21 protein-coding genes, 1 other RNA gene and 1 pseudogene are annotated in these 24,074 nt (G+C 32.9%); 14 read left to right on the forward strand and 9 right to left on the reverse strand.

Features of this window, described 5'->3' with window-relative positions; all coding sequences use genetic code 11:
- Positions 1-2,546: pseudogene (locus tag Q0787_RS06835) on the reverse strand (hypothetical protein); the annotation flags it as partial.
- 37 nt (positions 2,547-2,583) lie between these two features.
- Complete coding sequence (locus Q0787_RS06840) at positions 2,584-3,036, reverse strand: hypothetical protein (protein ID WP_298901538.1); 453 nt, start codon at positions 3,034-3,036, stop codon at positions 2,584-2,586.
- Between the two features lie 318 nt (positions 3,037-3,354).
- On the opposite strand from Q0787_RS06840, the gene Q0787_RS06845 reads away from it, so the two are divergent.
- The 4 genes from Q0787_RS06845 (at position 3,355) to Q0787_RS06860 (ending at position 7,496) form a co-directional block, all read left to right on the forward strand.
- The gene (locus Q0787_RS06845) at positions 3,355-3,840 is read left to right on the forward strand and encodes a histidine phosphatase family protein (RefSeq protein ID WP_298901539.1); all 486 of its coding nucleotides are present in this window, start codon (positions 3,355-3,357) and stop codon (positions 3,838-3,840) included.
- Positions 3,840-5,891: a polyphosphate kinase 1 gene (gene ppk1, locus Q0787_RS06850; protein ID WP_298901540.1), complete on the forward strand. Its 2,052-nt coding sequence runs from the start codon at positions 3,840-3,842 to the stop codon at positions 5,889-5,891. Before Q0787_RS06845 ends, ppk1 begins: the two co-directional genes overlap by 1 nt.
- A gap of 3 nt (positions 5,892-5,894) precedes the next feature.
- Positions 5,895-6,800 carry a rod shape-determining protein gene (locus tag Q0787_RS06855; protein ID WP_298901541.1) on the forward strand — a complete coding sequence of 302 codons (906 nt, stop codon included), beginning with the start codon at positions 5,895-5,897 and terminating at the stop codon, positions 6,798-6,800.
- A 156-nt stretch (positions 6,801-6,956) separates the two neighbouring features.
- Positions 6,957-7,496 carry a porin family protein gene (locus tag Q0787_RS06860; protein WP_298901542.1) on the forward strand — a complete coding sequence of 180 codons (540 nt, stop codon included), beginning with the start codon at positions 6,957-6,959 and terminating at the stop codon, positions 7,494-7,496.
- A 114-nt stretch (positions 7,497-7,610) separates the two neighbouring features.
- Here the strand turns inward: Q0787_RS06860 and Q0787_RS06865 are convergent, their stop codons facing one another.
- The 3 genes from Q0787_RS06865 to Q0787_RS06875 are packed head-to-tail and all read right to left on the reverse strand — an operon-like array spanning position 7,611 to position 10,493.
- Positions 7,611-8,192, reverse strand: coding sequence for a tRNA-(ms[2]io[6]A)-hydroxylase (locus Q0787_RS06865; RefSeq protein WP_298901543.1), 582 nt, complete (start codon positions 8,190-8,192; stop codon positions 7,611-7,613).
- A 2-nt stretch (positions 8,193-8,194) separates the two neighbouring features.
- The gene (locus Q0787_RS06870; RefSeq protein WP_298901544.1) at positions 8,195-8,758 is read right to left on the reverse strand and encodes a hypothetical protein; all 564 of its coding nucleotides are present in this window, start codon (positions 8,756-8,758) and stop codon (positions 8,195-8,197) included.
- A 10-nt stretch (positions 8,759-8,768) separates the two neighbouring features.
- The gene (locus Q0787_RS06875) at positions 8,769-10,493 is read right to left on the reverse strand and encodes a DNA polymerase III subunit gamma/tau (RefSeq protein ID WP_298901545.1); all 1,725 of its coding nucleotides are present in this window, start codon (positions 10,491-10,493) and stop codon (positions 8,769-8,771) included.
- Between the two features lie 102 nt (positions 10,494-10,595).
- On the opposite strand from Q0787_RS06875, the gene rnpB reads away from it, so the two are divergent.
- The 4 genes from rnpB (at position 10,596) to Q0787_RS06895 (ending at position 15,436) form a co-directional block, all read left to right on the forward strand.
- An RNA gene (gene rnpB / locus Q0787_RS06880) (RNase P RNA component class A) lies at positions 10,596-10,938 on the forward strand.
- Between the two features lie 78 nt (positions 10,939-11,016).
- Positions 11,017-12,645, forward strand: coding sequence for a tetratricopeptide repeat protein (locus Q0787_RS06885; protein ID WP_298901546.1), 1,629 nt, complete (start codon positions 11,017-11,019; stop codon positions 12,643-12,645).
- A gap of 86 nt (positions 12,646-12,731) precedes the next feature.
- Positions 12,732-13,745 carry a T9SS type A sorting domain-containing protein gene (locus Q0787_RS06890; protein ID WP_298901548.1) on the forward strand — a complete coding sequence of 338 codons (1,014 nt, stop codon included), beginning with the start codon at positions 12,732-12,734 and terminating at the stop codon, positions 13,743-13,745.
- A 113-nt stretch (positions 13,746-13,858) separates the two neighbouring features.
- Positions 13,859-15,436 (forward strand): T9SS type A sorting domain-containing protein, encoded by a 1,578-nt coding sequence (locus tag Q0787_RS06895; RefSeq protein ID WP_298901550.1) that lies wholly within the window; start codon positions 13,859-13,861, stop codon positions 15,434-15,436.
- A 125-nt stretch (positions 15,437-15,561) separates the two neighbouring features.
- Here the strand turns inward: Q0787_RS06895 and Q0787_RS06900 are convergent, their stop codons facing one another.
- The 4 genes from Q0787_RS06900 to Q0787_RS06915 form a co-directional block, all read right to left on the reverse strand.
- Positions 15,562-16,323, reverse strand: coding sequence for a hypothetical protein (locus Q0787_RS06900; protein ID WP_298901553.1), 762 nt, complete (start codon positions 16,321-16,323; stop codon positions 15,562-15,564).
- Positions 16,324-16,553: 230 nt separating this feature from the next.
- Positions 16,554-17,087, reverse strand: a complete 534-nt coding sequence (locus tag Q0787_RS06905; protein ID WP_298901555.1) for an RsmD family RNA methyltransferase — start codon at positions 17,085-17,087, stop codon at positions 16,554-16,556.
- Positions 17,087-17,896, reverse strand: a complete 810-nt coding sequence (locus Q0787_RS06910) for a DUF3822 family protein (RefSeq protein WP_298901556.1) — start codon at positions 17,894-17,896, stop codon at positions 17,087-17,089. The genes Q0787_RS06905 and Q0787_RS06910 overlap by 1 nt, the downstream gene beginning before the upstream one ends.
- 1 nt (position 17,897) lies before the next feature.
- The gene (locus Q0787_RS06915) at positions 17,898-18,635 is read right to left on the reverse strand and encodes a hypothetical protein (protein WP_298901557.1); all 738 of its coding nucleotides are present in this window, start codon (positions 18,633-18,635) and stop codon (positions 17,898-17,900) included.
- 203 nt (positions 18,636-18,838) lie between these two features.
- Between Q0787_RS06915 and Q0787_RS06920 the strand changes: the two genes are divergently transcribed.
- Genes Q0787_RS06920 through Q0787_RS06945 form a run of 6 tightly spaced genes read left to right on the forward strand, consistent with a single transcriptional unit; the run spans position 18,839 to position 24,074 of the window.
- Positions 18,839-20,266: an ATP-dependent RecD-like DNA helicase gene (locus Q0787_RS06920; protein WP_298901558.1), complete on the forward strand. Its 1,428-nt coding sequence runs from the start codon at positions 18,839-18,841 to the stop codon at positions 20,264-20,266.
- Positions 20,267-20,277: 11 nt separating this feature from the next.
- Entirely contained in the window at positions 20,278-20,853 is a 576-nt protein-coding gene (locus Q0787_RS06925) for a DUF4126 domain-containing protein (protein ID WP_298901559.1), read from the forward strand.
- Positions 20,854-20,889: 36 nt separating this feature from the next.
- Positions 20,890-21,618 (forward strand): 3-deoxy-manno-octulosonate cytidylyltransferase, encoded by a 729-nt coding sequence (gene kdsB, locus Q0787_RS06930; protein ID WP_298901560.1) that lies wholly within the window; start codon positions 20,890-20,892, stop codon positions 21,616-21,618.
- A 1-nt stretch (position 21,619) separates the two neighbouring features.
- Positions 21,620-22,324, forward strand: coding sequence for an HAD family hydrolase (locus Q0787_RS06935; protein WP_298901561.1), 705 nt, complete (start codon positions 21,620-21,622; stop codon positions 22,322-22,324).
- The gene (locus tag Q0787_RS06940) at positions 22,324-22,944 is read left to right on the forward strand and encodes a CatA-like O-acetyltransferase (protein ID WP_298901562.1); all 621 of its coding nucleotides are present in this window, start codon (positions 22,324-22,326) and stop codon (positions 22,942-22,944) included. Before Q0787_RS06935 ends, Q0787_RS06940 begins: the two co-directional genes overlap by 1 nt.
- A gap of 47 nt (positions 22,945-22,991) precedes the next feature.
- Positions 22,992-24,074 carry an iron-containing alcohol dehydrogenase family protein gene (locus tag Q0787_RS06945; RefSeq protein ID WP_298901563.1) on the forward strand — a complete coding sequence of 361 codons (1,083 nt, stop codon included), beginning with the start codon at positions 22,992-22,994 and terminating at the stop codon, positions 24,072-24,074.

The following is a 24,074-nucleotide window of genomic DNA, read 5'->3' on the forward strand; positions in this document are numbered from 1 at the left end:
GTATCTACCACTGAAATCGTTTGAGTATCAGACACAGCATTACCACAGTCGTCAGTAGCTGTCCAAGTTCTCGTAATGGTTTGCGTGTTTCCACAAGCATCAACAGCAGTATCAGCAAAAGTAACTGTTACATTACCACAAGAATCTGTAGCTGTAGCATTACCAGTGTCAGCAGGATCTATACTTTCTCCACATTCAACCGTAACATCTGAAGGAACAGTTAATGTTGGCGCAGTAGTATCTACTACTGAAATCGTTTGAGTATCAGACACAGCATTACCACAGTCGTCAGTAGCTGTCCAAGTTCTCGTAATGGTTTGTGTGTTTCCACAAGCATCAACAGCAGTATCAGCAAAAGTAACTGTTACATCTCCACAAGTATCTGTAGCTGTAGCGCTACCAGTATTAGCAGTATCAGTACTTTCAGTACATTCTACTATTTTGTTTTGAGGAATCGTTAATGTTGGTGCAGTAGTATCCACTACCGAAATTGTTTGAGTATCAGAAATGGAATTACCACAGTCGTCAGTAGCAGTCCAAGTTCTCGTTATTGTCTCTGTATTACCACAAGCATCAACAGACGTATCGGCAAACGTAACTGTTACATTTCCGCAGTTATCGGTCGCTGTAGCATTACCAGTAGCAGCAGGATCAGTGCTTCCTCCACATTCTACAGTTGCATCATCAGGTATCGTTAATGTTGGTGGCGTATTGTCAACCACTAAAATAGTTTGTTCGTATTCTAGTGTAGCACCACATTCATCTGTAAAAGTCCAAGTATTCGTATATGAACCATTGCTAGCACAATTTGGGTCTACAACAAAAGCACCAGTAGTTTTACTAAGTGTAAAATCGCATTGATCTGTTTCAGGAGCTAGACTTTGCGCTGCGTTTAATGCATTAGTATCTGAACAATCAATAGTTCTATCCAATTCAGCAGGAGCTGTTGCCCAGTTAACTGTAGGTTGAATTATATTAATCGTTACGGGAAGTTTATTACCTATATTACAATCGTTTAAATCAGAAGAACTAATTGTCGATTGATTATTTGGATTTTGAACACCATTATAGTTTGCTGTAAATTGCAAATCAAATGACAAATCACAGTTATCTTCTAGAAAATAGCAAGCATCTTGTATTTGAAGATCAAAATCTAGGTCCAGAGGTGCATCACCTACATCGACCATACCGTCTACAAAATTAAAGACAAGTTCACCTGTATTAGGGTTAAATGTATAAGTAACACCATTAGGTAAATTGTTTGGAATAATATTTTCTATTTGAGGTGGCAATGTTGCCGAAATAGTTAAGTTTATGGCATCATCATTTCCTTTATTAAAAACAGAAAAGTTAAATCCAAGTAATTCACCAGGATTTGTTGGGTTTGATCCCGAATCCATCATGATTTCAATTGGATCTAAATCTGGAGCCCAAACGTCAACTGCGAGTCCAACTAAATATAAACCATAAGTTTCTTGATTAGAAGTTAATCTTAAAGTTGCAGAAGTCTGGTTATTTGTAATTATACTATTGGAAGGATTATTAAGAGGAAACACGGCAGCGTCAAAACCTAAAGTATTTAGACTCGCTGGATTTCTGTCTATAAAATTCGAGTTCCCAACAGTAATCCTACTATTGAAAAAATTGTTACTTAATCTTTGAGGTGCTGAAATTGGCACAAATGTATTTAAAGGCGTTCTTATTTGTAATTGGTCGCCACTTAAATCTTGATCGCCTTCTAAAGATCCAATGACAACATTTGCATTAACATCTCCAGTAGGTACTGTTTGAAATCCACCAAAAGTGATATCAAAATTATTTGTTGCAGAAGATACATTGGCATATCCATCAAATAGACCAATATTTTTGGATGGTAATTTCGGACTTTCATATACAAATACAATTTGCCATCCACCAGACGTACCAATTGTACCTCCGTCGTGACCTATTACACTACCTGTTTTAGCTTCAACATTGGCAACCTGATAGGTTCCATAAGGATCATCTAAATTCGAAACAAGGTCAGTAATATCTTTTACACATATATATGGATCGTTATAAATATGAGTATTTCTACCTCTAAAAATTATGTCGTCTGCCGTTAAAGTTGCATATGCCGACTGACCAGGTAACATAAGTTTTATGTCATTGTAATTCCAATTTGGTTGATTTTCAGAATTTGCATCTGTCCCAGGCTCTCTATCTGCTGCTGCCCAATATAAATAGGCTTTTAAAACAGATAAGCAAAAAAGCTGAGGCTCTGGATTAGCGAAATTCGCACTACTAGAGTTAAATGTAGTAGCGTCATTATCAATATCCACATATACATTATTTGTAAAATCGTGGTTACCATCGGTACCGTTGTAATTAGTAGTAGCTGTTCTCGATAACATATTGTTAGCAATCATGGTGACATCTCCTTTTACCGTTTCATTGAAACGAGGAGTGAAAGGATCCAAAACCTGTGCAGACGCATAGATTCCAGAAACAAACATAATCAAGCTAAGTATGTTTTTTATTTTGTTATGATTAATAGCATTTTTCATAAGCCCTAGTTTAGATTTATGGATTAATTAGTACAGACTAATTAAAACTTTTGGGATCTGGAATTAATGATTTTATTATTATAGGGTTGCTCAATGGCTTTCCTGTATTAGAAATAGCTTTTACTTGAGAGCAATTCCAGGTGTTAAGTTTTGTGTCTTGAGGTCTAGATATTTTTACATAAAACTCCAAAGTTGCACCAGCTTCAATACTCATTGCGCTGTTAACGTTACTTTTTTGTTTGTTTAATGCGCTCTGTTTTAAAAGCACTTGATTTTGAGCACTAATATCTTTGCACGCTACATTTTCAGTTGAAATACTAAACTGTATATTGCTTTTAGATGAATTAGTGATTTCCATCAAATAAAAATGTTCGGTTTCGTTTACGGTTTTATCCGTATCCTTTTTTAAAGATAAACTTAGCTGTTCTTGGCCAAAAAATGATTGATAGCCAAAACATACAAGTAAAACTGTAATTACAATCTTTTTCATGTTTAAATTAATTAACAACGTATTATATTTCGCTTAGCGATGTTTAATAAAATTATTTTTCATAAAAGGGATGATTAGAAAACAATTTTCTAATTAAACTTCTATGGAAAAATGAGGGAAGAACATTGGTAACCAATGTTTGGTAAATGGATATATTAATATATTTTTGATTTGGGGTCATTAAAACATTAATTTAACTAAACAAATGAACTGATTACTAGTTCGTTTGACAAATTTAAATGTTAAGAGGGCAAAATACTCGTTAAAACGGAAATATGCAACATTTTATCGATAAAATTTGCATTTAATCGAATATCTATGAAAACAATTATATTAATAAGACATGCAAAATCGTCATGGGAATATGACGTTAATGACCATGAAAGGCCATTAAAAAAGCGAGGAATTAAGGATGCTAACTTAGTTTCGAAAGCATTTAAAGCTAAATCACTAGTTCCAGATGCGATTTATTCTAGTTCTGCAAAACGTGCTTTACTTACCTGTGAAATAGTAATGGAAAATTTAAAATTAGACACTAATCTTCTAACAATCAGTAAAGAAATTTATGATTTTGGAGGCGAGAACGTTATAGATTTTATAAAAAATATTAGCGAAGAAAATCAAAAGGTTATGATTTTTGGACATAATCATGCATTCACATCAATTTGCAATATATTTGGTGATAAATATATTGACAACCTTCCTACAAGTGGTTTAGTTGTTATAGATTTTAACGTAAATTCATGGTCTGAAATTGGCGATGGAAAAATGCGTTTTATGATTTTACCCAGAGATTTAAAATAATGACAAAAGACAAGAATAGTTACATAAATAGAGAATTAAGTTGGCTTCAGTTTAATGAACGTGTTTTACAAGAAGCCGCTGATGAAAGTGTTCCTTTGATTGAGCGCTTTCGTTTTTTAGGTATTTTTTCTAATAATTTAGACGAGTTTTTTAAGGTGAGATATGCTACAGTAAAGCGTATTGATGAAGCTGGTAAAGGCGGTAAAAGCGAATTAGGAATCAAAGCTGCAGATTTATTAGAGATTATTACTCAAGTTGTTATAAAACAGCAAAGTAAGAGTTTGGATATTCTTAGTAATATTCAATTAGAACTAGAAAATGAAGGAATTTATATCATTGATGAGACTCAAGTTGATGATGAGCAACATTCGTTTATAAAGAATTATTTCATTCAGCAAATTAGTCCGGCTCTAGTAAATATTGTTCTTAGTGATACTGTTGATCTTCCTCATTTGAAAGATAGTGCCGCGTATTTAGCGGTAAAAATGGAATTGACAAACCATGAAAAGCAATTTGCTCTTATTGAAATTCCTAAATCGATGAATCGCTTTGTGGTATTACCAAAGAAAAATGGAAAATGTTACCTCATGATTCTTGATGACTTACTAAGATATTGCTTAGATGATATTTTCAATATATTTAGCTATACCAATATTACCGCTAATATGATTAAAATCACACGTGATGGAGAATTAGATTTTGATAGTGATTTGAGTAAAAGTTTTATTGAAAAAATATCGGCGAGTGTAAAGGATAGACAAATTGGTGATCCTGTACGTTTTGTTTATGACAAAACCATAGACGAAGAGACCTTAGAATATTTAATGACCAAAATGGGGATTGACTCAAAAGATAGTGTAATTCCAGGCGGACGTTATCATAACAGACGCGATTATATGGGCTTTCCTAGCCTTGGGCGAACGGATTTATTGTATAATAAAATTAAACCACTGGAAATTAATGGTTTAAGTCTACAACATAGTATCTTTAATACGATTGCCAAAAAAGACTATTTGTTGCACACACCATATCAAACGTTTTCTTATGTTGTTAAGTTTTTACGAGAAGCTGCATTAGATCCTCAGGTAAGAACAATTAAGATTACAATATATAGACTTGCTCAAATTTCGCATATAGCAAGTTCATTAATAAATGCTGCTAAAAACGGAAAAAAAGTAACGGTTGTTATTGAGTTGAGGGCACGATTTGATGAGCAAGCAAATATCGATTATGCCGAGCAAATGCAGGACGAAGGTGTTAATCTTTTGTTTGGCGTTTCTGGCTTAAAAGTGCATAGTAAAATTTGTGTTATAGAGCGCGAAGAAGGTAAAGGCGTAAGGCGTTATGGCTTTATAAGTACAGGTAATTTTAATGAGTCCACCGCAAAAATATATACAGATTTTACTCTTTTTACGGCCAATCAAAAAGTCCTAAAAGATGTAAATAAAGTTTTCAACTTTTTTCAAACGAATTATCGAATATACAGGTATAAGCACATTATTACGTCTCCTCATTATACAAAGTCAAAATTGTTTGCATTAATAGACACCGAAATTGAAAATGTAAAAAACGGTAAACCTGCTTTTATTAAACTTAAACTTAATAGTATATCGAGCTATAAGATGATAGATAAACTCTATGAAGCGAGTAGAGTTGGTGTGAAAGTTCAAATGATAGTTAGAGGTATATGCTGCCTGATTCCTGGAATAAAAGGAATGAGTGAAAATATCGAAGTGATAAGTATCATTGATAAATTTTTAGAACATACAAGGCTCTATATGTTTTGTAATGATGGAGATGCTAAGATTTATATTTCTTCGGCAGATTGGATGACACGAAATATTGAAAATAGAGTAGAAGTGAGCTGTCCAATCTATCAAAATGACATTAAACAAGAGCTTCTCGATGTTTTTGATATTTGCTGGAATGATAATGTTAAGGCCAGAGCAATTAATGAAACACAAAGTAATGAATACCGTAAAAACAGTAAACCAAAAGTAAGAGCGCAATTTGCATTGTATGATTATTTTGAAAACAAACTGAAATCTTAGTCTATGTTATCCATCAAGAAATATGCAGCAATAGATATTGGTTCTAACGCTGTAAGACTTTTAATTTCGAATATTATTGAACAAGAAGGAAAGCCTGTTCAGTTTAAAAAGAGCTCATTGGTGCGTGTACCAATTCGTCTTGGGTCTGATGTGTTTTTAAATGGTGAAATTTCCGAAGAAAACAAAAAACGCATGCTGGATACAATGACGGCGTTTAATTTGTTGATGAAATCGCATAAAGTTGTAACATATAAGGCTTGTGCAACGTCTGCTATGCGCGAAGCCAATAACGGAAAAGAAATCGCAAAGATTATTTCTAAAAAGGCTAAAATCCACATTGATATTATTGATGGAGAAGAAGAAGCAGCTATTATTGCAGCTACAGATTTGCATTCATACATAAAGGAAGATAAAACGTATTTGTATGTAGATGTAGGTGGAGGAAGTACAGAATTTTCAGTATTTCATTTGGGAAAAATAGTGGCTTCAAAATCCTTTAAAATAGGAACAGTAAGGTTGTTAAAAGATATCGTTAAAAATGAAACTTGGTTAGATTTAGAGCATTGGATAAAAAAGAACACCGAATCATATGATAAGGTAGATTTAATTGGTTCTGGAGGAAATATCAATAAAATTTTTAAAATCTCAGGAAAGGCTTTGGGTAAACCATTAACCTATTTTTACTTAACGTCATATTATCATCGCCTTCAAACGTATTCTTATGAAGAAAGAATTACAGAATTGGGCCTTAATCAAGACAGAGCCGATGTTATTATTCCGGCTACTAAAATATATTTATCTGCCATGAAATGGAGTGGCTCCAAAGATATATACGTTCCAAAAATTGGGTTATCTGATGGCATTATAAAGAGCGTGTATTATAATACGGTTTCTAGTATAAACATCTAATTTTAAGTTCGTTTGGCGTATTTTTGAACCGAATACCCAATATTTATTTTGTATTGTTAATTTTCATTATATATTAGCCAACTCAAATCTTTGCTAGATATTAGCACAATTTTGACGCAAATCTCACGATAAAGAAAACCCTAAATAAGAATAGTTATGCAATTAAAATCAATACTACTTACTTTAATGTTCGTATCCATTACAACACTGTCTTTTTCACAAGAAGTTAGTTATGGAGTTAGGGCAGGTGTTAATATTTCAAATTTAGATTTTGATCCTGGACCTAATTTTGTAAATCAGCATAGAAACGGATTTGCCTTTGGCGGATTTGTAGATTTTGGAATTACTGAAACCTTTTCAACTCAAATTGAACTTCAGTATTCAGCAGAAGGTGGGAAAGCAGACGACATTAGAGCCGATTATATTCAAATGCCAATTATGGCACGTTTTTCACTAGGTGATAAGTTTGTAATTGGTGTTGGACCAATGGTGAGCTTAAAAACTTGGAAAAACCAGGATGCCTTTTCAACATTTACATTTTCAGGAGTAGGAGGTATTGAGTATATGATTAACGATGAGTTATTTGTAGATGCTCGAGTACATTACGGATTAAGTAATATCTTAGATGAAGATGTTTCAAACGGTCTTGAAGCTCAAAACACAACATTTCAGTTTGGATTTGGTATAAGAATCTAAGACTCTATAAGATATAAAAAAAGGCTTCAGTTTAACTGAGGTCTTTTTTTATGGATTATTTTAATATAAGGCTATGGTGCTACTGGAGCTTAATCACTTTGTTTTTTACAAAATTTAGCCATGAATGGTTTCGCTCTTGCCTAAATCTTTCATGATATTGGCTTCAAATTCAAGTAATTGCTGCCATTTCTCATCAACCTCTTTGCGATCTCCATATTGTCTGGCAAAACTTAAGAACATGGTGTAATGATTGGCTTCACTTACCATAAGTTTTCTATAAAACTCGGCAAGCTCTTTGTCTTCTAATTCTTCAGAAAGGAGTCTAAAGCGTTCGCAACTTCTAGCTTCAATAAGTGCAGCATATAATAAACGATGTACCAATTGAGTTGTTCTACTTCCGCCTTTTGGAAAAAACTTGAGTAATTGTAGGACATACTCATCCTTTCTATCTCGACCTAAAACCCAGCCATTTTCAATAATACGATCATGTACCATTTTAAAATGACTAATTTCCTCTTTAACGAGTGCTGTCATTTCTTTAACCAAATCGGTATATTCCGGAAAACTCACAATAAGGGAAATAGCAGTACTGGCAGCCTTTTGCTCACAATAAGCATGATCTGTAAGAATTTCTTCTACGTTTTTTTCAACGATATTAACCCAACGCGGATCTGTGGGAAGTTTTAATCCAAGCATAATTAACTCTGTTCTTCAATAAGTGTTAAACGTTCTCGACCATTTTTATCGATGTGCATTTCATAGAGTTTGTAGGCCGAATTCTGAGGGTTTATAAAAGAAAGACTCAAAGAGAGTTTACTGTTGTTTGATGCTTCTTGATTAACCCATATATGTTCTAATGTGGCATTATTCCAGAAATTAGAATTTGAATTGCCTCTAAATTTTTCTGCGGAAATGTGCTTGTCATATATAATTTCATCAGCAACCTTTACTAAAATATCAGACTCAAAAACGCGATGATATTTTGTTGATTGGTCTAACTTTTCTTTGGTTGATTGCATTAAAATTTCACGATCCATGGCACTATAATTCTTGATGCTTACATGAAATGTTTTTGAAATAATTGAATCTGTTTTTATTTCCGTATAATGTTCTGGATAGTAAGATTTTAATTCTAATAAATTAAAGTTTTTATTGAATTCTGAAACAGCGTTTTCAAGCCTGTCTTTCTTACTTGTTCTTCTGTTGCAAGACATAAGAATAAGTAGGATTAAACACGGAATAAGTAGAGCAAGTTTTTTCATGATATTGGAATTAAATATCTAAGCCAAATGTTTTTCGAAGCACCTCAATACTCGCATTTTTTTCCTTTAACTTTTCATATTTTTCTTGAGTAGTAAAGGCGTACTTTTTTGAAATCTCTTCGTTGACACTAATATCGAGTTTTAAATTAAAATTCTGAAGTGTTTTACGAAGAAATTCCATTAGTGGGTATTGAGCTCTTTCTAATTCTACTCTAAGTGTATCATTTGGGAATTCGAGCTGAATATCTGTACCATTTAAGGTAGGTTCTCCCATTTCTAAAATCGAAGCCATAATTTTCTCTCCCTTTTTATGTAATTGAGCAATATAGTTGTTCCAGGTAGTATGAAACTGTTCTTCTGTGAAATCTTCAGTTGGGAGATCATCCACATCAATAACAACCTCCATTTGTCTAATTTGATGCTCTTTTTTAGCCCTAATACTTTTTAGTGACAATCCAGATGTACGTTGATCTTTCTTTAAGTCTAAAACTGGTTTTGGAGGATCGGCAGTAATTGGTTTATCTACGGTGTCATTGTCGTTTGACTTTTCTTCAGTTTGATTTTGAGCAGTCGCGCTTTTTACTTTAGCTTTTTCAAGGTCAACAGGAATAGGAGTGATGCCTTTAGCTTTAAAGTAAGATGGAGGAATTATGTAATGTTTACTATTTTTTTTTTCTCCATCAAAAGTGATAGAGGCAAGTTGCATTAAACAAAGTTCAACAAGTAGGCGTTGATTTTTGCTGCTTTTGTATTTGAGGTCACAATCATTAGCAAGTTCTATACCTCTTATAAGAAAGTCATGGGGTGCTTTTCTAGATTGTTCTAGATACTTAGCTTTGGTATCTTCACCAACTTCAAGTAATTCTATGGTTTGTTCATTTTGGCAAACCAGCAAATCTCTAAAATGAGATGCTAATCCAGCAATAAAGTGATGACCGTCAAAACCTTTTGATAGGGTATGGTTAAATTGAATAAGAAGCTCAGGAATTTTATTCTCTAAAATCAAATCTGTACTATTGAAATAGGTTTCATAATCTAGTACATTTAAGTTTTCAGTAACCGCTTGTCTAGTTAGCTCTTTTCCAGAGAAACTTACAACACGATCAAAAATAGATAATGCGTCTCGCATTGCTCCATCTGCTTTTTGAGCAATGATATGTAAAGCATCATCTTCAGCATTAATACCTTGCTCTTGAGCAATATATTTTAAATACTCTTTAGCATCTTTTACTGTAATTCGTTTAAAATCGAAAATTTGACAACGCGATAAAATCGTTGGAATGATTTTATGCTTTTCAGTAGTTGCAAGAATAAATATGCAATGTTTTGGTGGTTCCTCTAAGGTTTTTAGAAAGGCATTAAATGCCGCTTGAGAAAGCATATGTACTTCATCAATAATATAAACTTTGTACTTTCCAACTTGAGGAGGAATACGCACCTGATCTGTTAGGCTCCTGATATCATCTACCGAATTATTTGAAGCCGCATCCAACTCGAAGATGTTAAAAGCAAAATCTTCATCTTCAGTTTCCGAGCCATCGCTGTTGATCATTTTGGCTAAAATACGAGCGCAAGTTGTTTTCCCAACACCTCTTGGGCCTGTAAACAGCAAGGCTTGAGCCAAATGATTGTTCTCAATAGCGTTTAATAAAGTATTTGTAATAGCTTGCTGACCAACAACATCCTTAAATGTTTGTGGTCTGTATTTACGCGCAGATACTACAAAGTGTTCCATGAAAAAAACTTAGAAGAACAAAGTTAAAAATTCAGTTCAAAATTAAGAATTATGTAGCTTTAATTTAGGAGGAGTTATTAACAATTAATTGTATTTTTGCACCAAGCAGATCGCCTTATCGCAGTGGCATTTATTGTCTCTGAGGAAAGTCCGAACACCATAGTGCAATCATAGTGGCTAACAGCCATCCATCGTAAGGTGAGGAAAAGTGCAACAGAAAGAATGTACAGGTTAAGCTGTAGTGAAACCAGGTAAACTCTATGAGGTGCAATGTCATGTATACCAACGCTTGAGTGCGGCACGTGCGATTGTTGGAGGGTAGGCAGCTAAAGTTTGCTGGCAACAGTAAACGTAGATAAATGATAAGGGCTTTTCTTTTTTTTGAGAATTCATTTTCTCAAAAAAAGAAAATGTACAGAATTCGGCTTATAGATCTGCTTTTTTTCTTTTTTGACACGTTTTGACACTTTAGTTACGGTCGTTTTTTTCTGTTCTGATTTTTGATAATCATTAGTTTTATAGCATGAAATGTATTATATCATATATCCTGTTTTTTTCCTTGTCACTTTCAGTTTTATCTCAGGAAATAGATAGTGTTAGAGTTATTTTAGAAAGTAATTTAAAGGAAGCAAATTCAGAGGCTCAAAAGTTAAACGCTATGTTGGCTTTGGGAGAACTTGAATTGGATCATAATTTTACAAAAGCAAAGTATATCATTAATGATGCATATGAATTAATTAATAAAACACCTACAAAATTCACTAATCATGAAAAGGCTTTAGTATTAGTTCAATATGGTGTGCTTAAAAGACGTTTGGGTAAACATGTTGAGGCTTTAGACAGCTACCTCCAAGCTTTAAAACGATTTGAAGTAGACGAAGACGATAAAAATATAGCAGATGTGTATCATAACATCGCCATGGTCTACAGGTCGCAAAAAGAGTATCGTAAGTCTATTCAATATTTTAAAAAATCTATAGCAGTTAATCAGGCTTTAGATAATAACCACGGCGTGGCTCAGGCGACTCTAATGCTTGGAGTCTCTTATAGTAGTACTAAACAATTAGATTCGGCGTTGATTTGTTATAACAAGGCAAAAGCCATTTTTAATACACTTAATGCAGACGAACAACTTCAAGAGGTTAATGACAATTTAGTAGCGATTTATAGAAAGCAGAAAGACTATGATGCGGCTTTGAATCTTAGTTTAAAAAACGTCGATTATTCGAAGCGTAAAGGAAAGCAATTGGCTTTGTGCGGAAATTACTATGATACCGCCTTAGTTTATGAAAAACTTAAAGCCTATAAATTGGCTGGTAAATATGTAGATTCCTCAATAAAATTAGCAAAGAAGGAAAAATTTATTCATCGTATAGCAAAAGGCTATAAAAAGCGTTCTCAATTATGGAATAAATTAGAGAATTATGGAGCAGCTTATAGAGATTATAAGCGCTTTAAAAAATATTCAGATTCTATTTTTAATATAGAAACGGTATCACAAATTCAAGAATTAGAACTGAAATATACTTTTGAAAAAGAACAGCAAGAAGCTAAATTGATTACAGAAAATGAACGCTCCAAAAAATGGTTGTATTTAGCTTTGTTTATTCTAACATTAATTGTGGCCATTACGATCACCTTATTAGTACAAAAAAATTATAGAAATAAAATTGAATTAGCACGTATAAATCATAAAGCCGAGACACTGTCTTTAGATCAGGAAATTAAAAATAAAGAAGTTAATGTTAAACAACTTATTGCAGATAATACGATGCGATTAGATTTTAAAAAGGAATTATTGGATCGCATTAGAAATGATAATGAGACAGCAGATGCTAAAGAATTCATTTCAAAACTAGCCAATGATTTAAGGCTTCAAATTGAAACAGAAAGTAAATTATCTAACTTACAACATACCATAGATGCTACAAATACAGCATTCGATACTGTTTTAAAAACACGCTTTTCTGAGTTAACAAAAGGAGAACGAGAAGTAGCTTCTTTATTACGTTTAAATTTGAGTGTCAAAGAAATTATGACGATTCGTAATGTTTCAGAAGATTCTGTTAAATCTATGCGTCGTCGTATTCGGAAGAAAATGCAAGTTCCTAAAACACAACGTATAGAAGATTTTATTCAATCGCTCAATTGAAACTTTTGACACGTTTTGACACGTGTTTTTTGTGGGTTTGAAACGTTTAGCTATGTATTTTAGCTGAAATTTTAAACCTTTAATCGATGAAACCTACTGTCTTACTGTTACTTTTTAGTTTACTAACATACAGCACCAATGCTCAAATCACTCAAGATAATACGGCATTAAGTGGTTTAGTACCTTCAGACTCACCAGTTTCTATTACTGTACCTACAGGGAATGATAAAGCGCTGATTATGGTGATTAGCGATGCTAGCTCTGCTCAAGTTTCTGATATACAAAACTTTAATGGCTTGCCAGTATATAGCTTAAATGATTCTGGTTTTGAGACTAAAGTTTTCATAGTCTACTTAGGTGATGTCACTACCGAATTTGTAGCTGATTTAAATTTTTCAAAAGGTATAAATACAGTATTTACTTTAAATAATGTAGAGCAAACTATGGATGATACTAAACTTAATGATTTTGAAAACATCATTGGGCAAAAGCCTGTGTTTACGCATTTAGGTAGTTTAAATAAAGAGCCGGGTGATTTTGTAATAAATGGATTTAGAATAAGTAACTCACTTGGAGGTGAATGCGCACAACCAGAGTTTAGTATTTTTAATTCTCAAGGAAACACAGTCAACCTTGAGTTTGAACAATCTGCTGGAGTAGGATCGGGTCTTCAATGGACTATTTATTCGTCTATTGTTTCCAATTCTAACGAGTATACAATGTGGTCTTTAGCAGATAATTGTTTCGATAATACCACTGGTCGTTATGCTGATGATTTTCAATATTATGCCGTTAGACACTATAGTATTATTATAAAATCTGTACTCGAAGAAACACTTACTACTGCCGTTATTGACAATGAGATAGATTTTAAATTATTTCCTAATCCAACTGATTCCATTTTACAATTTAACCAATCTTTTAATGGAACATATGCAATTTATAATACCTCTGGTAAGAATGTACTGTCATCTAAATCGGTTGAAATCGTTAATCATATTAATATTTCAACCTTATCAACAGGCACTTATGTCATTAAAATAGAAACTAAGGATGGTAAATCTTTCCAAAAACAATTTATAGTCAATACTAGAAAATAATGCTGTTAAGTCATTAGCAAACATAAGCGACACCTTTTGACACTCATCTTTTATGAGCCAAAATAATACAGCCATTATTTTTGCAAAAAATTAAAAACACTAAATCTACACAAATGAAACACTTTTACCTACTATTAATATCACTAGTCTTTACATACACGACAAATGCCCAATATACTGTCATTCCTGACGCGAACTTTGAAATTGCATTAGCAGCCTATGATGACATTGCAGGAGATGGACAAGTACCAACTAACAATATAAATACACTAACTTTTTTAAATGTTGGAGACAATAATATAAGTAGTCTTAATGGGATTCAGGATTTTGAAGCATTAGAGCAGTTAAGATGTAATAATAATAATCTTATGACTTTAGATTTAAGTCAGAATTTAAACCTTCAAAGATTGCGTTGTTACAATAACCCACTAGTTAATTTAGATTTGTCTAATAACCTTCAACTATTTGAATTAAGAAGTTATGCGTGTCCTTCACTTACGAGTTTAAATATTGCTAATGGAAATAATAGTAATATCAATCACCTTAACATCTCTTCTAATACAAATTTAACGTGCGTCGAAGTAGATAACCCAACTATCGCAGATGATTGGAACAATAATATAAACTTACCAGGAACATACTCCGCAGGATCTAACGTTGTTTATTGTGTTTTAGGCGTAAACGAAACTTATGTGCCAGATGATGCTTTTGAAGCGTATTTAGAATCCAACAGTTTAGGTAATGGCATTGCTAATGACAATAGAGTTGATAAGAGTTTAATAAGTACAGTAACTTCAATTAACCTAGAGAACCTAGGCATTATAGATGCCATTGGTATCAACGAGTTTGTCGTTTTAGAAACCTTGCAGGTTAATGATAATAACCTAGAGGTCATTTATCTAGACAATTTAATCAATTTAGTTACGTTTAGAGCAACTCGCAATAACTTAGTTACGTTAGATTTAAGTAATAGTACAAGTCTTGAGGTTCTTATTGTAGATTCAAATAATCTGTCTACACTTTTATTAAATTCAACCGTATTCATATATTATCAAGTCGCTGGGAATAACTTTTCATCCATAGATTTAACTAATTTTCCATTATTAGAAAGACTCTTTTGCAGTGGAAATAATATATTAAACTTGGATGTTAATAGTAATCCAGAATTAATTACAATAGAATGTCAGAATAATGATATTGAAAGTCTTGATGTATCCAACAATCCAGATTTAGTTAGCTTATTAGCTTTCAGTAATGCGTTAACCTCTTTAGATGTTAAGAATGGGAATAATGGTATCATGACTACTTTTAGAGCCGATAACAATACTAATTTATCGTGTGTAGAAGTTGACAATGAAGTAGCAGCTACAGATGGTTTCGGGAATTATTCAAGTTGGATGAAAGATGCTGGTACTGTATATTCTGAAGATTGTGCTGCGACGTTAGGGACAAACACCTTTGAGTTAAATACTATTTCTGTATATCCCAATCCAGTTGAGAATATTTTGAATATCAATGCAACTAATAATGAATTAAAAAGATTAGAGATAATAGATATTAATGGTCGACTAGTGATTACAAAATATAACAGCTTTGAGAACGTAGATATGCATCAATTGAATGCAGGCGTATACTTTATGAGGTTATACAACAAGAGTGCTACTAAGACACTTAAACTTATTAAGCAATAGTATGTTGTAATAGCTAATTAGTTTATTTTTAAGATTATATAGAGGCTTTATGTGCTACAAACTTAAATAAAGAACCCTTTACAAACTGTAAAGGGTTTTTTATCAGTAACATAATCTGAATGGGATTATTCTTTAGTTGGTGTATAGCTTAAGTCTGGTCTTATATCACCTTCAACTTGGTCATATTTTGAAGTAAGTTTAATCACATTAAAAAATGTATCACCTTTATCGTCACCAAAAATCTCATCATTTTCTTTGCCTCCCATAGCTATAGCAACATCGTCTTTACCTGCAATAGATACCATATAATAGCTTTCAGGGCTTCCAAAGCCGCTATGATAAATACTATAACCGTTTTTGATGCCTTTAGATTCAAATAGCGCTTTGACTTTAGCCATGGCTTCTTTCATCGCTTTGGCATTTTTTGGCGGATAGTATAAGAAGTGATATTCTCTATGATTTTTTCCTTCAGTGCTATAACCTTCAGGAGTATAAGATAACTCTGCGTTATAATGAATAATCGAATTGTTGTGAGAATCATAACATTGATCCATATCATTAAATAGTTTCCCAGCAGCTTCTTCTCCCATTTTTTCAAATAGTGGCGCCATTGGGTTTTTATCTAAATCGGCCATGTTTTCAATTGGAGATACATAGACATATCGTCCATCTTCCACACTTATGGTAGTCCAGTTTACACCCTTGATATCATGTTTTACGCAGTTATCTTTTAGGCTTTTTGCAGCTTGTTCATACTGTGGTATTTTTTCAAATTTCACGTTGTCTGTATGAACAACAAACATGGTTGGTGCATCTTGGGCGTAAGAAATGTTAGCCGCAAATACTACAGAAATTAGGATAATTAATCCTCTTTTTAAAGTTTTCATAATAATTGATTTAAGTTAATATGTTGATTGCATTAATAGCCTTAGTTAAAAGCCATAACAACTAAAATCAAAGCAAATAAGAGGACGTTTTATAGGTAAATCGAGCGTTTACTCAGAATTGAAGACTTATAAGATAATTAAAAAAAATGATTAGGATTTATACTACAAATTAAGCTAAGAGCAAACATAAATAATAGACAGAAAATACGCTTAAATAAAAACAGGTATATCTACTCGAAAAAACTAAACATGTTACCACCGTAGCCTTTAGAGTAGGCGTAGTGTTTGAGTTCTGACAAATCGGTATGCTTAGAATGCTCAACTATTAATAAGCCATCATCTTCTAATAACTCATTTTGAAAAACTAAAGCAGGAATTTTTGCAAATTCTTCTAAAGGAAAATCATATGGAGGATCTGCAAAAATAACGGTATGTTGTTGCTTCGTTTTTTCTAAAAATTTGAAAACATCACTTTTTATAGTCGAAATCTGCATTTCAAATGCTTGAGCCGTTTCATTAATAAATTTGATACAAGGGTAGTGCCCATCCACAGCAGTAATGTACTTCGTACCACGAGATGCAAATTCGTAACTTATATTCCCTGTGCCGGCAAATAAATCCAATACAGAGATCTCGTCAAAGTAAAAATTATTATTTAGAATATTAAATAAAGATTCTTTGGCCATGTCTGTAGTAGGCCTAACAGGTAATTTCTTTGGAGCGGTTATACGACGTCCTTTATATTGACCAGAGATAATGCGCATTAATTAAAGCTATTTAGGATTATAAAATCACTATGACTCGATGTGGTTTTTATACCATCATCAAACTTAAAGTAAGCTATAGGCTTTTCAAATGCCACATGTCTTATATAGGTATAGAGTATAGCGTATAGTTCACTTTTTTCTTCTATTTGACCCGTTAGAACCGTATGAATTGTTTCAGGGTTAAGTTTAAGTTGCTCAACAGTGAATAAAACATAATAGATAAAATCTTCTTTCGTATTATACTCAAAGGAATTATAGAAAATGAGTTTTCCGTTATTGATACCAATTATTTCGAATGTCGATGTATTGACATTGATATATAGTTTTTCTTCTTCATTTTTGAAATTTGTTTGTAACAAGGTTTCAATAAGTATCGTAGATGAATGCTTATAAACAAAACTTCCAAAGGTGTCGAAAATGTAGTTGTTAATATTAATTAACGGCACATAGATATTAACACTTTTATTTGTGGGTAAGGTGTCAAAACTGATAAAATCTGTCTTTAATATTTTTGCATTAAACTTTAAATAATCGGCCAAATTTTGTTCGTCAAATAATGCGTCAGGAACCAGACAAGACAATTCATTTTGATAAATACAAGTTATGGTGTCAAACGTTTGCTCAAAGTCTGAATTTGATGCAAGAATAACTTTTAAGTCATTAAGTAACTCAAATGGAGTTGCTTTCTTTTCTAAATGCACGTGTTGTAATAACTCAATGGTATTTGTCGTACGATTTAAAATACAAAAAGAAAGTCCACTCAAACGAATTTGAATGGACAGTGCTTTTATACTAATTTGTTTCAATTTAGTCTTTACTTAAGTTTTTAGGCCAGTTACCTTTGGTAACATCTTCTATCATAGAACCAACTTGTAATTTTGGTCCATTCACACCATCTACAGACATCACTTCTTTTTCTTTAGCAACTAAATTTTTATTCTGATCGTGTAGAATAATATCTTTATCAACAGACGCTTCAAATACTGCGATTCCAGTATCTTCTAATTTACCTGCATTTAAAGTGAACTTAGAGCCTGCAGGTCCAATACCTTCAGGAAGGTTCATCATTGTTTTATAACGTGGATCATCACCAAAAAGAGAATCTCTAACAGAAACAAAGTCTAATGTGTCAATGATAACAATATCCTTTGTGGTTTCAACACCTCCAAAACGAGCAGTTAGTTCCTCGTCAATAACCGTTGAGTCACGTCTTTGAGTAATTATAAATTTGGCAGTATCAATAAACTTAATTAAATCATCAAAATTACCCGTAAACTTTTTAGTTACAGTTCTATGCGCTAATTCGGCATCTCTAATATCTATTAATTTTGAGATTACCGTTTTGTATCGTTCTTCTTTCAGCTTATTAAATTTAATTTCGCCATAAACAGAATCGAAAGTAAGGTAGCCCAAAAAGAAGATTAAAGCCCACAAAACTATATTCAATACAGGTTTTAATTTTTTAGGTACAAATCTATCAATTAGCCAAACGATACCAATTGTAAGCAAAATTAGGGCTACAACTACAAGAATTACTTTTAACATAGTTAGTTTTTTTTATATTTTTAAGGAGTTACGCAAATCTACAATTTTTTTTTATTCGTTAAAATATTGTAGAGAAAAATCAATCAATGGTGAAAGATATAAAATAACTTTCAAATTATATAACAAATTTTGCCATGTCACCCCATAAAATTATAATGTATTAAATCATATCTTGCGTTTTTATTTGGATTTCAATTACATAGATGACGGCATCAGAATTTTATAAATTACTCATTAAGAAGTTTCCATTTGCTCCAACCTTAAAGCAAACAATAGCATTAGAGCAACTATCGCAATTTATTTATGACGACACTCCTAACGCCTTATATCTTTTAAAGGGATTTGCAGGAACAGGGAAAACAAGTATTATTGGCACCTTGGTTTCCAATATATGGGAAACAAAGAAAAGTGCTGTGCTAATGGCGCCAACAGGGCGAGCAGCCAAAGTAATCTCTAATTATTCTAACAAAGAGGCCTTTACTATTCATAAGAAAATATACTTTCCTAAGAAAAATAGAGGAGGAGGAGTGAAATTTGTGATGCAACCTAATAAACATCGCAACACCATTTTTATTGTCGATGAGGCGTCTATGATTCCTGATACACCTTCAGACTCTAAAAACTTTGAAAGCACGTCATTATTGGATGATTTGATACAATATGTTTATTCTGGGCATAAATGTAAACTCCTTTTAATTGGAGACAAAGCCCAACTACCTCCTGTGAAAGCCGATTTGTCTCCAGCGCTAAACCAAGATAAACTTGATCTAAATTATAACAAAAGAGTAACAGCTATTGAACTTGACGAAGTGGTTAGGCAAAATCAAGATTCGGGCATTTTGAGTAATGCTACTCGAATTAGAGAGGTTATAGAAAATGACTTTTTTGAGTCATTTAAGTTTAACCTTAATGGGTTTAAAGATATTGTTAGGCTTGTAGATGGACATGAGATTATGGACGCCATTAATGATTCTTATAGTGAGCATGGACATGAAGACACTGCAATCATTGTTAGAAGTAATAAACGTGCAAATCTTTATAATCAACAAATACGACACAGAATTCTTTTTAATGAAAACGAACTAACTGTTGGTGATTTTTTAATGGTGGTAAAGAACAATTACTTCTGGGTTAAGCCTACAACCGAGGCTGGATTTATTGCTAATGGGGATATCATTCAAGTTTTAGAAATCTTCTCTATTACCACACTCTATGATTTTCGTTTTGCAGAGGTTAAAGTACAAATGGTAGATTATCCCAAAATGCGACCATTTGAAACCGTTCTTTTATTAGACACCATTGAGGCCGAAACACCATCTCTTACTTATGAAGATAGTAATAGACTGTATCTAGAGGTTCAAAAGGACTATGAAGATGAAACGTCTAATTATAAAAAGTTTTTAAAAATTAAAGGGAATAAGCATTTCAATGCGCTACAGGTTAAATTCTCCTATGCAATAACATGTCATAAATCTCAAGGAGGACAATGGAATACCATTTTTGTAGAACAGCCTTACCTGCCAAATGGTATCGATAGAGACTATATGAGATGGTTATATACTGCTGTAACTAGAGCTAAGGAAAAATTGTATCTTATTGGTTTTAAAGATGATCTTTTTGAAGAAATTTAAGTGTTATTAATATGACAACCGAAACAATTATTAGTATTTTTTTAGGTATTGGATTATCGGCATCTGTAGGTTTTAGAGTGTTTGTGCCATTATTTGCTCTAAGTTTGGCAGCTTATTTTAATCTTTGGGAACTTAATGATTCGTGGCAATGGATAGGCAGTTTAACTGCTGTTGTGACCTTAGGTGTTGCTACTTTAGTAGAAATTTTTGGATACTATATTCCTTACATTGATAATTTACTTGATACTATAGCCATACCTTTAGCTACGATTGCTGGAACAGCCGTAATGGTATCTACTATTGCAGATCTAGGCCCAGTAATCACCTGGGCACTTGCAATTATAGCAGGAGGTGGAACCGCAGCAGCAGTCGCCGGGAGCTCTGGAGTAACAAGATTAACATCAACTGCAACAACGGGAGGAGTAGCTAATCCTATAGTATCAACTGTTGAAACAGGCACATCCATAGTTATGTCTGTCTTATCTCTATTTATTCCTGTACTGGCATTTATTTTTGTTGTTGCTATTTTATATCTCATTTTTAGAGTTTATAAAAAGATTAAAAGAAGTAAGAGCAAAACCACATAAAAGTTTTATTTTTGATATTCAATCTATATCAGTTTAATGAAGATAATATCAATGATACCTGCACGATATAGTGCATCTCGGTTCCCAGGAAAACTCATGCAGAATTTAGCAGGGAAGACTGTTATTTTAAGAACATACGAAGCGACTGTAGCCACGAATTTGTTTGATGATGTTTATGTTGTTACCGATAGTGAGACCATTTACAATGAAATTGTTTCGAATGGAGGCAAAGCCATAATGAGCCAGAAAGAACATGAGTCTGGTAGCGATCGTATTGCAGAAGCCGTAGAACATTTAGATGTTGATATTGTTGTAAACGTCCAAGGAGATGAACCCTTTACAGAGCGTACAAGTTTAGAAAAGGTTCTTGAGGTGTTTAAGGATGATGAGAAAAAAGATATTGATTTGGCATCCCTTATGGTTGAAATTCATGATTGGGATGAAATTAATAATCCAAATACAGTAAAGGTTATTGTTGACCAAAATAATTTTGCCTTATATTTTTCGAGAAGCCCTATTCCGTTTCCAAGAGATAAGGATGCAGGAGCTCGCTATTTCAAACATAAAGGTATTTATGCCTTCCGAAAAGAAGCTTTATTAGACTTTTACAAATTACCAATGCAGTTTATTGAGGCCACAGAAAAAATAGAATGTATTAGATACCTAGAGTATGGAAAACGTATAAAAATGATTGAAACAACAGTTGAAGGTGTTGAAATTGATACGCCAGAAGACTTAGAACGTGCTAAAAAACTCTGGAAATAGATTGGATACAAACTACAAACATATAAAAGTCATCGGGTTTGATGCAGACGACACGCTTTGGGTTAATGAAACTTATTTTCGTGATGCAGAACTAGAATTTGCTAAGTTAATGGCGCCTTATGAAACAGCAAATAAAATAGATCAAGAATTGTTTAAAAAGGAAATGGATAATCTTCCATTGTATGGATATGGAGTTAAAGGTTTTGTATTGTCTATGGTAGAAATGGCTATTGAACTTTCTAATAATATGGTGTCTAATGCCACCATTTCTGAAATTTTAGATATTGGTAAATCCATGCTTAATAAACCTGTAGAATTATTGGATGGGGTTGAGGATACCTTAAATGTTCTTTCTGAAAACTATAGGTTAATTTTAATAACTAAAGGTGATTTGTTAGATCAAGAACGTAAACTTGAAAAATCTAATTTAACATCCTATTTTCACCACATAGAGGTTTTAAGTGATAAGCAAGAAAGTAATTATGCGAAATTGCTTGAACATTTAGATATAGAGCCTAGTGAATTTTTAATGGTAGGTAATTCGTTAAAATCTGATATTTTACCCTTGGTGAATATAAATGCTAAAGCAATACATGTGCCTTTTCACACAACATGGTTGCATGAGCAAGTAAATACAGAAGAAACGGAGCAAAAAAAATATAGAACAATATCTAGTTTGTCAGATTTAAAATCGATTTTAGATTAATGAAAGTAATAGATCTAGATACTTGGAAACGCAAGGCGCATTATGAACATTTTAGATCTTTTAAAGATCCATATTTTGGTGTTGTGATTCCATTTGATATGACAACAGCGTATCGCTTTGCTAAATCGAATACCTTATCTTTTTTCGGAAAGTATTTGCACGATTGCATGAAAGCGATAAATGATATTGACGAATTAAAGCTTAGAATAGAAAATGATAAAATTGTGCTGCATGATCAAATTAATGCTTCGGCTACAATTATGAGACCCAATAAGACATTTGGATGTTCTTATATTGAATTTGATCGTGATTTAGAACGATTTTTAGTCAATTTAAATGCAGAGAAAAAGAGAATAGAACAATCGAGTGAATTGTTTCCAGAACGTAACGATTTGGCTTGTATACACTGTTCTGCTTTACCTTGGGTTCATTTTTCGGGACATAAAGAACCTGTGTCTGGAACCTTGGAATCTGTCCCTAAATTGGCATTTAGTAAAATAGAATATCAACAAGATGGCAAAATTACAATGAATGTGTCTATACATGTAAATCATGCTCTAGTTGATGGGTATCACGTTGGATTATTTTCTGAAAAATTCCAACATTATTTAAATAAGTAAAGATAAATCCAACTATGTTTTTATTTTTGTTACACGAAGACGAATAAATGAGTTATAAAAATTATCCAATGGTGTCCAGAGTTGTTTTTGGACGAGGCAGTTTTAATCAGTTAGGTGATATTATCGCACCTAAGCGTTTAAATAGAAAAGCCCCATTTATATTTTTGGTCGATGATGTATTCAAAGGCAATTCAGATTTAACAGCAAGAATTCCTTTAGCTTACGATGACCAACTTCTATATATTTCTGCAGAACATGAACCAAAAACTTCTCAGGTTGATGAACTCGTAGAAAATATTATTTTAACACATAAAGATAGACCCTCAGGAATTATTGGTATTGGAGGCGGAACCATTTTAGATCTTGCGAAGGCAGTAGCTATTATGCTAACTAATGAAGGCGAAGCTAAGGATTACCAAGGATGGGATCTGGTTAAAACCCCAGCTATTTATCATGTTGGTATTCCCACGATATCTGGAACAGGAGCCGAAGTCTCACGTACGACGATATTAACAGGCCCAGAAAGAAAACTTGGCATTAACAGTGATTATACACCTTTTGATCAAGTTATTCTAGATCCAGAGTTAACTAAAGACGTTCCTAAAGACCAGTGGTTTTATACTGGAATGGACTGTTTTGTACATTGTATAGAGTCTTTAAACGGAACGTATCTCAATGCGTTCAGCCAAAGCTATGGTGAGAAAGCCTTAGAACTTTGTAAAGAGATATTTCTTAGTGATAATTTATCAGATGAAGAGTCTGCAGATAAATTAATGATGGCTTCTTGGCATGGAGGGATGAGTATTGCTTATTCTCAAGTTGGCGTTGCTCATGCAATGAGTTATGGCTTAGGATATTTATTGGGTATTAAGCATGGCGTGGGTAATTGCATTGTTTTCGAACATTTGGAAGATTATTATCCTGAAGGTGTTGCTATGTACAAAGCGATGCGAAAAAAGCATAACATCACGATTCCTAAAGGTATTTGCGCCGAACTTCATGATGATGAGTTTGATATTATGATTGATGTAGCATTAAGCCTTGAACCATTATGGGAAAATGCAATAGGTAAAAACTGGAAGCAAGTGATTACAAGAGCAAAACTTAAAGCATTATATCAAAAAATGTAA

It is taken from the genome of uncultured Psychroserpens sp. (genome assembly GCF_947492715.1).
Classification (GTDB): domain Bacteria; phylum Bacteroidota; class Bacteroidia; order Flavobacteriales; family Flavobacteriaceae; genus Psychroserpens.